We start from the raw sequence: 12,887 nt of genomic DNA, 5'->3' as shown, positions 1-12,887 counted from the left end.
GCGTTTATAATAAAAAAGTACCTTAGTAAGAATCAAAAAAAAAGTTATCCAGAATAAGAAAACGAATGGTGGATAAATATGAGCAACAATGGTACGTAGCACGTAATTCTCCTTTATTTATCCTATGCCATACTGCTATGGCTCCCTATGTCATTATCAAGAAATTTGAAGCTAATACTGCAGCATCCATAATTGATTATATTATAGACAATTTTGTTGGTGCTTAAATTTGATTGGTTTATGTAGGCTGTTGGTTAAATATTTGTTTTTGTCATTTTTTATACGTAGGTCAATAGAAATGTGGCGGTTTAGAGACTAGCTAATAGTTCATAACCTATTGCATTTGATGGAACTCAATCAGTTTGACAAAAAACTTAAAGCATCTACGATGAAACTAATAACATTAATTCTATGATATTTTATGAGCCTATCTTTAATCTCAGTAAAGTCAAAGTGGCAATTATATGTTGGACTAGTAGCATTAATTGCAATTGGCGTATATCTTGTGATGCTGGCTTTCCATATTCCAGCATCTAATATCCCCCTATTGTTTGTTATAGTTATTGGGGGTATTCCTGTATTTCTACAAATTTTATTTAAATTATTTAAAGGAAATTTAGGCGCAGATTCATTGGCTGCGATCGCATTAGTCACTGGTGTTATTTTACATCAGTACCTGGCAGCAACATTAATCGTTCTTATGCTTGCAAGTGGGCAAACCTTAGAATATTACGCTATGCGGAAAGCATCTTTTGTTTTGCGCTCTCTTGTAGCGCGTATGCCGTCAATAGCTCACCGAAAAATAAACAGTCATATTGAAGATATTCCATTATTAGATATTAAAATAGAGGACTTAATTGTTATTTATCCGCATGAAACTTGTCCTGTAGATGGTATTGTTATTGACGGGCATGGGTCTATGGATGAATCTTATTTGACAGGAGAACCCTATCAAATCTCTAAAACACCAGGGACCTTCGTCTTATCTGGCGCTATTAATGGAGAAACTTTACTTGTTATAAAAACAACTAAACTTACCTCAGATTCACGCTATTCTGCAATTGTAAAAGTATTAGAGGAAGCAGAGCAAAAACGTCCCTCGATCAGACGCTTAGGTGATCAAATTGGGGCAATCTTTGCACCTATAGCTCTTATTTTTGCAATCGTTGCTTGGTATGTCACTGGGGATGCAATACGTTTTCTTTCTGTACTGGTGATTGCAACACCATGTCCGCTATTAATCGCTATTCCTATTACAATTATTAGTGCTATTTCAAGAGCTGCAAGACAGGCTATCGTTATCAAAGATCCAACCGTTCTCGAACAATTACCGACCTGCAAAACTGCCATTTTTGACAAAACAGGCACACTCACCTATGGGAAGCCTGCTTTAACAGAAATTCATGTGACGTCAAATTGTACTAAAGAAATGGTTTTACAATATCTGGCAAGCCTGGAACGCTATTCAAAACATCCTCTTTCAAGTGCTGTTTTAAGTGCCGCAAAAAAAGAAAATATAACTCTTCTTGACTCTTCAAATGTATCGGAAAAACCTGGGCAAGGATTACGAGGAATTATTGGTAAACATAAAATTCTCATTACTAGCCGAAAAAAAATGTTAGAAGAAAATCCTGAGAGTATTAATTTATTACCACCCATTGCACCTGGACTAGAATGTATCGTCATGATTGATAATAAATATGCAGCTTCGGTACATTTCCATGATGCTCCACGTATTGAAAGTAAATCATTCTTAGGTCATTTAGCCCCATCACATCAATTTAAAAAAATTATGTTGGTTTCTGGAGACCGTGAGTCAGAAGTTGTCTATTTAGCTAATTTATTAAATATAAAAGAAATTCGTGCGTCACAAAGTCCAGAGCAAAAACTGGCTATAGTTCGAGAGGAAATAAAAAAAGCGCCAACGGTTTTTATGGGCGATGGCATTAATGATGCGCCTGCACTCACAGCAGCAACAGTTGGCATTGCTTTTGGGCAATACAGTAATGTAACCGCTGAAGCGGCGGGGGCCGTTATTATGGAAAACACATTATCCAAGGTGGATGAATTAATCCATCTTAGCTTAAATACTCGAAGAATTGCTTCACAAAGTGCTATTGGCGGAATGTTCCTTAGTATCATAGGAATGGGGTTTGCAGCAGGAGGATTTATCAATCCAGTCAGTGGCGCGATAATTCAAGAGGTAATTGACATTCTTGCAATTGTTAATGCCTTAAGATTGGCTTTAGGTTCTCGAATTAAAATTGATTTACCAGAATTTTCAAAATGAAACCAATGGAAATGCAGCAAAGTGTAATCGAGGGTAATCTTTTCTCATCAAAAATGAACAGCACACATCGAGAACCATTTTTCTTGGCGTGAACAAAATATAGATATATTGTTTTTTAATGGCTATTTAGATGCCATCTCTTTTGAATCGAAAGACAGTTAGGAATGCCCTATAGTTAAGCTATAGGGCAATAAAATTAGGCTTGTTCAATTTTGATGTCGCGAGCCCCACTTCTCGCCTCTTCTTTTTTAGGAAGTTGAACCCAAAGCATTCCTTTTTTGAAGTTTGCTTTCACTTCATCAACATTTACGGAGGAAGGTAATGAAATGGAGCGCTCATATTTTCCATAACTGATTTCACGAGAAACATATTTTTTATGTTTATTTTTTTTAGATATAGATTTTTCGCCACTTATGGTGAGTACATTATCTGCTATAGACAGATGGATGTCTTTTTCATCCATTCCTGGCATTTCAAGCTGAATGCTAAAGTGATCTTTATCTTCAACCACATCCATAGATGGAGCAAGATTTAATTGCTCAAATTGCTCCAAACCTCTAAAGCGAGTGGGTGAGAAAAAATCAGAAAACTCGCCAAATAATCTGTCTACTTCATTGTGCAGTCTTATAAAAGGCGAGGAAGGATGTTCAGCTGGGTGAATATGTTTTAATTTTGCTATTTTACTCATAGTAAACTCCATTTATTACAGTTCCATAATTTATCCCTTTCTACTTATTAAAGTTTGATGTACAGCAGCACTTTGTCAAGTCGATAATGTAGGGGCCATGGCTGAAGGTTACATATTTAACGAGAGTTTTTTAACATTTCTCGAACTATATTCCCTGTATTACACGAATTCATAGTTGCAACAGTTACTGCGATTCTGTTAGGGAGTTATCTAGCAATCTATTCATTTAGTGAGCGCTTAATGACGCCACTGACAAGGGTGGTTTCACAGGTTAGTTACTTGAATGATTATCTATTTATTCTTGGTGTTAGTGTTATTTTCATCCAAAGGTTGCGTACATTTGCATTTAGCATTCTGGTCTTTGTCACACCAGCAACCACATCCCTTTCCAGGGCAGTCAATTTGGTTTGAGCTCTTTGCACAATCAACATCGCAATCATCAGCAAACAAAATGCCTGGAGTAAAGATTGTAAAGCTAAGGGATGAAAAAAGTAACAAAGATTTAATATATTTGCTCATAGTTAATATTTCCTTTCTTAACTCTTCAGTTCAAAGATACAGATGGCAGCTACTTATATTGGTTATTAATTATAGCTTGGAAAATAGAGCCCTGTAGTAGCATCAGTGTCGGAGTAAATATAAATAACAATGCTTTTCAAAAACGGGAAATGAGAGACCTTCATGTTCCTACCTGCATTATGAAGAATCATCTATTTATAAAAAGCTAATAAATTAATTAGATAAAATCAATAGATTAATTCATTAATAAAATTCAATTGTGGCTCATCTTTTGAAAATTTACGCTATACTTTTTGTAATTCTTTATTAAGGATGCCCAGCAAATCATGGAAGAAATAATAGATGAAGAGATAATTAAAATACTTCAAAAAAATAATCTATTTAGTTCGCTATCAAACAAACAACTAAATGATTTAATACCGCTCATTAAGGTTATCGATTTTGATGCGAATAAATTAATAATTTATGAAAATGATAACCCTCTTGACTTGTATATTATCTGGAAAGGCGAAGTCGAGGTCTTGAAAAAAGCGAAAGATGGAACCGAGTTACGTATTTCCACACTTCAATCTGGGGAAGCAATTGGAGAAATGGGATTAATTGATAATTCGCCACGATCGGCTACTATTCGTACAATAGCGCCAACTAAACTGCTTGTTTTCTCTATTGCCGATCTCAAGAACCTCACGAAGAATACTCTTTTTTACAATCAGCTAATTAGTAAGCTGTCTGATGTTATCAATGAATTGCAATTTTATATTAACGAGCAGCCAACATATCTTACACTAATTTCTAATCTTGCGGGCACACTCAGCAATCGCATCCGTCAAACAAATCAATTGACCGTGGATACGTTAAGAAGCGATCTTGAGCATACAAAAGCTCGTATCGCGATGGGCAAATTCATGATTGATGTTCTCTTAGTGGTTGTAATCTATATGTATACATTTAGTGTACTTGCAAAGTTAGCGCATAGCCACCAATCAACAAGTATAGTCAGTATTCCTTTAATTATTTTTTTTGGGATTATCGTTTTATTTATGATGAAAAATAGTAGTTATCCCTTACAATTTTATGGTCTAACCCTTAACAATTGGCGACGAGCGCTATGGGAAGGTATTTGGTTGAGTATACCTCTTATTTTATTAATAGTTTTAATTAAATGGTTGGTAATAAATCTTGTTCCTCAATTTAGTCATTTAACATTAATTAATGCAGTAATATTAACTGGGAATGATATGCATCCAAACCATAATCTTCCTTCATTGATTGCATTGGTACTCGCTTATTTGGTCTTTACTCCTATCCAAGAATTAATTGCTCGTGGTGCCTTACAAAGCTCTTTGCAGGAATTTTTAATTGGTCCAAATCGTATTTGGTGGGCTATTTTAATGTCAAATATCTTATTTAGCGTAACCCATCTTCATGTATCCATCAGCTTGGCTATTGCAGTATTAATTCCAGGTTTTTTTTGGGGTTGGCTCTATTATAGGCATAAAACACTTATTGGTGTTTCAATCTCTCATTTAATTGTAGGTGGTTTGGCTTTCTTTGTTTTTGATATACGCAGTATCTTTGCCTTTTAGGTGATTTGGGCCAGCCCTGTCATCACAAAATAAAAGCTGTAATGAATTGATCAAATTGATTTAGAAGCGTATCAAAAATGAGCAATAATATCCATGGCACCTAATACAGTATAACGTTTGCTTGGGGAAATTCCTGCATTAGCGTTGCCATTAAATGCATTCCTATCCAGTGCATAATCGTAATCAATTTCTGGGCGCAGTTCGATTTGCGGCGATAACCAATGTTGCCAACCAAGTCCAAAGTTAAGATAACGAGTTTTTACACCCGTTCGTTGTCCTTGTTTGTCATCATAAAATTCAGGCCTAAAGGAAATATTATCAAGAGGGGAGAATTGATAATTAATATAAGCTACCGTCGCTAATACCGATGCAGTACAACTCAGTGCTGATGTACTATTGCATTGTGCAGCATTTGGCGCATTAAATGGTATGTATTGTGGTGAAAAAGGTGTTCCTCCAGTAGCAATGAGTGCAGCCGCAATGGGATTATTGATGTTGGCAACGTGGTTTTGATGGAGTGTATAAATTTCATAAGCAATATGCCAACGCTCGTTGAATTTATGATAGTAGGTAAATCCATACCACTGAAGATTATTATAACCCCATACGCCATTATTGATGCCATCCATACAAGGATAGAATGTATCTTTGCCATCATTCCAGGTGAAACGAGCACAAGCAACTGCTGATATCCTTGCTCCGGGATCTTTTAGAAAAGTTGGATTGGGATACAAAGGATTTGGAGCAGGATTCTTAACTTTTTTCCCTATATTCCAAATCGCGGTATCAGTCCCTCCTACTAAACCTAACTGAAAAATGACATTTTTAGCAACAGCTAGACTCGCTACTATCCCTTCATTGGTATAGTTATCAAAAGTGTACGTCATAGAGTGCGAATACATGTAATTATTAGGTGCAAGTTGAGCCTCAATATCAGGAATAGAAATATAACGTCCAACGCGAAAAAGTAATCCTCGAGCTACATTAGGAATATATAATTCACCATAAACCATGGGGAAGTCGTAGCCATAAACCGAGTTGTTATTTAAAAGCTGATAACTGGCAATTCCATATGCCGTGGTATAGTGGTAGTTTTCTCCATATATCCCCGATAGTCTAAAACCCCAATCGACATGGTTTGTTTGCACTGTATCTGGAACACGTTCCATGTAAAGTACTGCTTGATCCAGTTGAATAGTATTAGGTGTATATAGATAGGCCATAGGGGCGTTCCCGGCAGGTTTTTCCGTGTTGGTACTTAGATTGCCGCCACCATTAACCCAACCGTAAATTTGAATATGGTTCTTTTGTAACCATTTTCCAACAGGAGTATTCGCAACACCAACCATCAGGGGGCTATCAACGGAATTAGGAAGGCTGACCCCTAATGAAGTGGTTGCACCGTAAGGCCATTCAGTAAAAGGCATCGGGGGGGGCGACTCTGGGGTTGCAGGCCAACCTGCTCGATGTGAAGTGGGGGCATGAGGATCGGACGGTGCAGCTGCATGACCTGTTTCCAACTTATAATAACGAAAAAAACGTGTAATAAAATCTTCACCTAAATAACTATCCAAACATGAATAGTTGCGATAAGGATCGCAACTAGAACTTGATTGAATATTTTTAGACCAAGCTGAAGAAGTCGTTATAGCTAGAGTCATATAAGGAAACAATCCTAAAAAAATATTTTTTTTCAAATTTAACTTCCTGTAAAAGCATATAAATCAACTTTTCACTTATGTGAGTAGGATGTTACAACGGTTCTTCTCTCTAAAGTTGAGCTACAATTGGGCTTAACAATAGGCTCTTCATTCAAACTCGCATCAAAAAATCTCAGCCCAGCTTGTTTAATTTTAGAATTATTCGTTTTGGAAAATTTTTCCGATCTTGATAATAGAGTATTATTTGGAAGTGCGTTTGGATTATGGCTTTGACTCACTTTTTCTATCAGTGGCTTCTCCATCTGTGAAGGATCTTGAGTCGATTTTTTCCTCTGGAAAACGGTAGGCCAGGTAAAAGCTATCGAGACGAACACTAAAATGACTGGAGACAATATTGCCATGGTAATGGTTAATGCAAGTTTTGCCCCGATTGCTTCTCCCAGTGTTTCACCAACATGAATTCCGCTTCGGATTCCACCGGCAACAGAATAAGCAAGAGAATCACCTATCAAAGCACATAGTTTGAGCACATTGATGGCTCCGTACTTTATTTTTTGTGCTTTTGTTTGGTATTCATCTGGTGGTTGATGTATTGATTCAAATTTTTCTTTTAGATCGACATACGTTTTTGGGTTAAAAACTTTATATACTTGCGAAAAAGTATTAACCACCATGGTTGTCGAAGTACATATCATAGAAAGGACATGTGCTAAAAAAGTATCAGGATTCGAACCTAACGCATTGAAAAGCTTATTAATCCCCGATACAGTAGTAAACCAAGTTAATGTCGCGTAAACAGCTAAAAAGACTGTACTTACGACCCCTAACAAGATACATCGCAAAAGACCATAGGGCTTTTGATAATCTTCAATAAAAAGATTTTTAAATTTTTCATAATTTTCACGTATGCCCACAGCCTGAAATGAATAAAAGGAGATAGCTGCAATCAGAGATAGCCCAATCGTAACTATCAAAACAAGGGGGTTAGAGGCGAGCATACCGGCCCCCAAAAATGTGAGAAGTCCTACGAGACCAGCATATCCAGAAATGCCCGCAGAAATACATGCCAACAAGGTCACGATACCAAAAAATAATTTTTGACCTTTATCGAATATTGTTTTTTGTTTTAAATTTTCCTCAAGGGTCTTAAATGTTTTTTGTTTTTTAGGCTGAAAACCAGCGCTATCAAGCATGGCTTGTCCGCGACTTAATAAACACACTATTCCGTTACATAAGGAAAGTACTATTGCTAAAGCGAAGCTAAGGGCAAAGGGAGCTCCTAAAGTACTTAATAATCCCAGGCAAAATACCATACAAAGCGCCATGGAAGTAACGACTTTGCCAATGACTAACGGCACTCCTTTTATCAGCCTGTTTCTATTTTGAATGGGGGTTCTTGCAAATTCTTGACCATTGCTTGAGTAGGTAGCAACTTGCAAGACCTCTTGCTTCGATAATCTTTTTCCACCCGAAAGTATCTCTCCCCATTTAAAGGTAAGAAAACTCCAAAAATAGTGGGAAAACGGACGTTCTAGAAGATCTGTTATTCGAAGATCTCCATTTAAAATAGCTTGTTGAACTTTTTGCGATTCTTCTTTAGTAAATTGATATTGGTTGAAAGAGGCAATAATCCAATCTTTTTGAGTACGAAATTTTCTTCTTAAAACCATTATCACTTCACGCTTATGAATAGCAAAATCGATTTGATCTTGTTCTAATTCTAATAAACTAACTATCTCTTTCATTCCTACAAATCCCTCTTTAATGAAAGTCATGTAGCTTATTTATAATTTCACAAGAATTCCATTTAAATTTTTAAATTAATTATCAATAGGCATGATATGGCTATTATTTTCATTAGAAAGAATTGACATACTTTGCAAGTTACATTCTAATCTGATTTTTTTATCATGATACGGACCATCATGGCATTTTTGAATTTTTTAAAACCTGCTCCTTATCTTGATGAAATTCAGGATAAAACTGTTGTTAAACAGCAATATCGTTATTGGCGTATTCGCACTTTTTATGCAATGTATATAGGCTATGCTTTGTTTTATTTTACGCGAAAAAGTTTTACATTCGCGATGCCTGCATTACAAAGCGCCTTGGGGATGACCAAAACTGAGTTAGGATTGATTGCTAGTATTTTGAGCTTGAGTTATGGCATCAGTAAATTTTTGAGTGGAATTCTAGGTGATAAGTCAAATCCTCGTTATTTAATGGCGATTGGGCTAATTTTGACAGGTATTGTTAATATTTTGTTTGGATTGTCTTCCACTTGGTGGTTGTTTGCTATTTTTTGGGGATTGAATGGATGGTTCCAAGGGTGGGGATGGCCAGGATGTACTAAATTATTAACTCATTGGTATTCTCAATCCGAACGCGGTCGTTGGTGGAGTATTTGGAATACATCTCATAACGTTGGTGGTGCATTAATTCCATTAATTGTTGCTATGTGCGCGCAGTATTTCGGCTGGCGTTCAGCCATGTTTGTTCCGGGGATCATCTGCATTTTAGGAGGTATTTTTTTAATCAATCGTTTAAGAGATACTCCGCAGTCGCTTGGTTTACCTGCAATAGAACAATATAAAGAAGATTTCTCCGGTTCGTCAAATCACCACCAAGAAAAAATAGAACTTTCAGTCAAAGAAATTCTTTGGAATTATGTGTTAAGCAATCAATATATTTGGATACTCTCCATTTCTTATTTATTTATTTACATTGTCCGAACAGCCATTAATGATTGGAGCATGCTGTACTTAACGGAAGTGAAAGATTATTCCTTAATCACCGCAGGTAGTTGTATCATCTGGTTTGAGGTGGGTGGTTTTTTTGGAAATCTGGTTGCAGGCTGGCTTTCCGATAAAGTATTTCAAGGGAAACGCAATCCAATCAATGTGCTTTTTACTGCAGGCGTATTTGCCACGTTGATACTATTTACACTGACTAAGGAATATATACCATTCCTCGATTCTTTGTTTCTTTTTTTCTTTGGTTTTTTTATCTTTGGCCCACAAATGATGATTGGTATGGCGTGTGCGGAGTTAACACATAAAAAAGCAGCGGCGACTGCAACTGGCTTTGCCGGATTTTTCGCTTATTGTTTAGGTGCTGTTCTGGCGGGTGCGCCTTTGGGGGCAATTATCAAAAATTACGGGTGGGATAATTTCTTCCTCACATTGTTTATTTGCTGCTTGATTCCATTATTGATGATGCTCCCACTTTGGCATGTGAAGGTTCATCCACGGTCTCGTAACGCAGAATTTTCGGGCAAATCTGAGTTTGCTTCGTGATTGGTTGCCCTGGGTGATCCAGTATAAATAAAGGGTAGTACAATTATTCGCTGATAAAATGAACTCAAGAAAAAGTTTGGGGTTTTAAATGTCTAAGGAAGCATTCATACAGCAGTAACAAGCTTCTAATTTATTGTCGGAACATGGGATGGAAACGGCCGATTTCAGTTAATCGAAAAAATTCAACCGCTTGCATCGTTGATTGAGCAACTGGAGATATTTTTCTTGCATCTGTTGAGATAAAAAACTGAAACCAATCAGCTCTTGCCATTTTGGTATTAGCTCATGGAACTCTTGTACGATCCCCTCGATGACGTTCTGGTTTAATCCTAATTTTCAACGGCAAAATAGTTAAGAAAATCATTGTTTGTTACATTATTTTTTTTCCTTGCAGAGGTAAAGCGATTTCTTCTTTTGTGTTTTTTGAGCGATAGTTGAGTTAAGCAAATCATATGCTGGTGATAGTGAGATTTTTCTATCTTTATTAGGGGCTGTTGACAATTCACCTGCCGCCTACGTGCCGCGGCTTGTCCTCGGCATCCAGTAGATGGTCAAATTAAAAGCTGAACAACCTAATTGATTGATTAATGGAAGCACACTCATAATATAACGGCTCAGATACCAAGTATAAAACGAGTTTGCAATGCTTAGACTTATGCTCAATGACGAGCGTTGGTCAAAGCTGAGGGAGAGCATGCTACAGCACAGAATTTATGACAAGCCCAATCTTGGTAGGATAGTTGAGGCAATGTTATATCGCATGCGGGTTGGGTGCCCTTGGCGTGACCTACCGATAGATTTTGGATGCTGGAATTGAATTTATCAACAATTTAATCGATGGTCATCTCAAAAAAAGTTAATTCAAATTTTTAAAACGCTTGTGCAAGAGCCCGATTTAGAATGGGAGTTTATTGATGGCAGTATTGTCAAAGCTCATGAACATAGTGCTGGCGCGCCTAATAAGGAAGAACAAGCATTGGTAAGTCGGCTGCTGGAAATACAACGAAGATTCATATGGCCGTTGATGCTCACGGATTACCTATTGATTTTGAAATAACAGGTGGCGAAGTGCATGATTGCAAAGTGGCACCAGAATTTATCGAAAAGTTACCTGCTGCAGAACATACTATTGCAGATAAGGGTTATGATAGCGAAGAGGTTCGAGATCCCATTCGAAAAAAATCATCCATTCCCGTGATTCCAGGAAAGAGCAATTCTAAAACTGGTAATGCAGATATGGATTGGGGTATTTATAAATACAGACATCGAGTTGAAAATTTTTTTGTCAGAATAAAACACGTTCGTGCAATCGCCACAAGAGTTGATAAATTAAAGCGAAACGATGCTTCTCTTGTTGCTATGGCATGCGCATTTTTATGGCTACCTATGTAGCGCAGCTTCCGGTATTATCTTCGTGTTTGTCCAACAGTCAAGGAAGTACGATGAGTCTGGCTTATGTTTCTATTCTTGCGAGTCAGCATCATGGTACTCTTTACGTAGGGTCTACGTCAGACATCATTAAACGGACTTGGGAACACAAAAATAAAGTCAGTCCTGGTTTCACTGCTCAGTATAACGTACATATGCGGGTCTATCATGAAGCATATGAATTATACGTTGAAGCAGCACGACGTGAAAAACGTTTCAAAAATTGGCCAAGACAATGGAAAATAAATTTAATAGAGAAACTAAACCCTCAATCGCGTGACCTGTATGAAGAAATTTGCCAATGATTTAGATCGAATGGATGCCGCGGACAAGAAGCGGCACGTAGGCGGCAGGTGAATTGTCAACAGACCCTAATTAGGGAAAAATTTTTTAGATGCATATCTTCATTGCCGATCAGAAAGTTAAATAACGTCAACTTAAATAATTTCACACATTCAATTTTGGGAATGTACAAAATTGTTCTATGACTGCAATCACTTTTCCATCGAACTTTTATATTTTGTACGTCGATCCTCACCTGATAACTGTGCAAAATCTTCTAAAGCTAACTTTTTATTATGGCCTATTCGATCAAACCGTTTAATGAAGTAGGTCAAGCTGTTGCCTTTAGAATAAACTAAACTATGAAGGGGAACTTCGAGGCCAATGGTCTTTGCAAGGGTCATAGTAATGGCTTCATTTTCCGGCAATTCTGGATAAATATCACTTTGTGGTTTTAAAATATAGTGACCATATTGATCAACGATTTCAAAACATCCCTCTTTAATTTTTAGTTTTGCGCTGAGTTTCTTTTGGATGCCTTGAACAGACATCTTTCCTACTCGAGCAATTGCTTCCTGACGCTGCTCATCAGCACTTAAATCTAATGGACTAAGGTTTTTTAATTGAGGCGAAAGCAAATGTAATCCTCGTTGTGAAGAGTTTTCTTGGTCACTAATTTTTTCATAAGTAATAGGACAGTGTTTCATCTTATTTCCTCAACAGTCATTCGCTATAAATTACTGTTATCGCGGTAAATTTATGGGGGAATAACAAAAAAGTCATATTCAACCTAAAAATACGTCCATTATGGATTAAAGGTTAGGCTAGTATGGAATATAACAGAAGGGCTTTATCGCAAAATGAAACTCAGGCTTAAGAAAAATTTTATCCTAAATTTGCTTGGATATTCTATGAAAAAGGTGAGTGGAGAGACCTCTGTTTTTATCAAAGCCAGTTATCGTTGAACCGAGAGGGTCAAGCTTTGAATTGTGAATTATCGAATTTAAATTCAAAATTCAAGGCCTGACTCCGGACGTGTTAATCCTTGCTAAAAACTCACATTTGATATGAGGTTTCTTCCCATCCAGTTTCAAACAGTAAATTTGAGTATTAAGCTGGTTGTTAGTACACGCTAAC

8 protein-coding genes and 3 pseudogenes are annotated in these 12,887 nt (G+C 36.9%); 6 read left to right on the top strand and 5 right to left on the bottom strand.

The annotated features are described in order from the left end of the window. The first annotated feature begins 65 nt into the window (after positions 1–65). Both EL220_RS18265 and EL220_RS15100 read left to right on the top strand, forming a co-directional pair. Positions 66–227 (top strand): hypothetical protein, encoded by a 162-nt coding sequence (locus EL220_RS18265; RefSeq protein ID WP_162264972.1) that lies wholly within the window; start codon positions 66–68, stop codon positions 225–227. Positions 228–421: 194 nt separating this feature from the next. Next, positions 422–2,290 (top strand): heavy metal translocating P-type ATPase, encoded by a 1,869-nt coding sequence (locus EL220_RS15100; RefSeq protein WP_027271804.1) that lies wholly within the window; start codon positions 422–424, stop codon positions 2,288–2,290. A 196-nt stretch (positions 2,291–2,486) separates the two neighbouring features. On the opposite strand, the gene EL220_RS15095 is transcribed toward EL220_RS15100, so the two are convergent. Then, on the bottom strand, positions 2,487–2,978 hold the full coding sequence (locus EL220_RS15095) for an Hsp20/alpha crystallin family protein (RefSeq protein ID WP_027271805.1): 492 nt from the start codon (positions 2,976–2,978) through the stop codon (positions 2,487–2,489). A gap of 845 nt (positions 2,979–3,823) precedes the next feature. Here EL220_RS15095 and EL220_RS15090 point away from each other — a divergent pair. Continuing rightward, positions 3,824–5,083, top strand: coding sequence for a cyclic nucleotide-binding domain-containing protein (locus EL220_RS15090; RefSeq protein WP_027271807.1), 1,260 nt, complete (start codon positions 3,824–3,826; stop codon positions 5,081–5,083). A 71-nt stretch (positions 5,084–5,154) separates the two neighbouring features. Here the strand turns inward: EL220_RS15090 and EL220_RS15085 are convergent, their stop codons facing one another. Further along, on the bottom strand, positions 5,155–6,780 hold the full coding sequence (locus tag EL220_RS15085) for an outer membrane beta-barrel protein (RefSeq protein WP_027271808.1): 1,626 nt from the start codon (positions 6,778–6,780) through the stop codon (positions 5,155–5,157). Positions 6,781–6,815: 35 nt separating this feature from the next. Then, positions 6,816–8,489 carry a hypothetical protein gene (locus tag EL220_RS15080; protein WP_027271809.1) on the bottom strand — a complete coding sequence of 558 codons (1,674 nt, stop codon included), beginning with the start codon at positions 8,487–8,489 and terminating at the stop codon, positions 6,816–6,818. A gap of 180 nt (positions 8,490–8,669) precedes the next feature. Here EL220_RS15080 and pgtP point away from each other — a divergent pair, with 180 nt between their 5' ends. Then, complete coding sequence (gene pgtP / locus EL220_RS15075) at positions 8,670–10,040, top strand: MFS transporter (RefSeq protein WP_027271810.1); 1,371 nt, start codon at positions 8,670–8,672, stop codon at positions 10,038–10,040. Positions 10,041–10,208: 168 nt separating this feature from the next. Here pgtP and EL220_RS18375 read toward each other — a convergent pair. Further along, positions 10,209–10,523 (bottom strand): annotated as a pseudogene (locus EL220_RS18375) (type II toxin-antitoxin system HipA family toxin); the annotation flags it as partial. Between the two features lie 160 nt (positions 10,524–10,683). On the opposite strand from EL220_RS18375, the pseudogene EL220_RS15065 reads away from it, so the two are divergent. After that, positions 10,684–11,432, top strand: a pseudogene (locus EL220_RS15065) (IS5 family transposase). A 50-nt stretch (positions 11,433–11,482) separates the two neighbouring features. Beyond that, a complete protein-coding gene (locus tag EL220_RS15060; RefSeq protein ID WP_128130994.1) occupies positions 11,483–11,773 on the top strand; it encodes a GIY-YIG nuclease family protein in 291 nt (96 codons plus the stop codon). Positions 11,774–11,841: 68 nt separating this feature from the next. Here EL220_RS15060 and EL220_RS15055 read toward each other — a convergent pair. Continuing rightward, positions 11,842–12,457, bottom strand: a pseudogene (locus EL220_RS15055) (HipA domain-containing protein); the annotation flags it as partial. Between the last annotated feature and the right edge of the window lie 430 nt (positions 12,458–12,887).

Source organism: Legionella sainthelensi, from assembly GCF_900637685.1.
GTDB classification, from domain to species: Bacteria; Pseudomonadota; Gammaproteobacteria; order Legionellales; family Legionellaceae; genus Legionella; species Legionella sainthelensi.
Note: the sequence above shows the minus strand (reverse complement) of the source record. Positions and strands in the feature narration are given on the sequence as shown.

Excerpts from the sequence above, each read along its gene's own strand:
- EL220_RS18265 (WP_162264972.1), top strand. The coding sequence starts at position 66 with ATGGTGGATAAATATGAGCAACAATGGTACGTAGCACGTAATTCTCCT.
- EL220_RS15100 (WP_027271804.1), top strand. The coding sequence starts at position 422 with ATGAGCCTATCTTTAATCTCAGTAAAGTCAAAGTGGCAATTATATGTT.
- EL220_RS15095 (WP_027271805.1), bottom strand. The coding sequence starts at position 2,978 with ATGAGTAAAATAGCAAAATTAAAACATATTCACCCAGCTGAACATCCT.
- EL220_RS15090 (WP_027271807.1), top strand. The coding sequence starts at position 3,824 with ATGGAAGAAATAATAGATGAAGAGATAATTAAAATACTTCAAAAAAAT.
- EL220_RS15080 (WP_027271809.1), bottom strand. The coding sequence starts at position 8,489 with ATGAAAGAGATAGTTAGTTTATTAGAATTAGAACAAGATCAAATCGAT.
- pgtP (WP_027271810.1), top strand. The coding sequence starts at position 8,670 with ATGGCATTTTTGAATTTTTTAAAACCTGCTCCTTATCTTGATGAAATT.
- EL220_RS15060 (WP_128130994.1), top strand. The coding sequence starts at position 11,483 with ATGAGTCTGGCTTATGTTTCTATTCTTGCGAGTCAGCATCATGGTACT.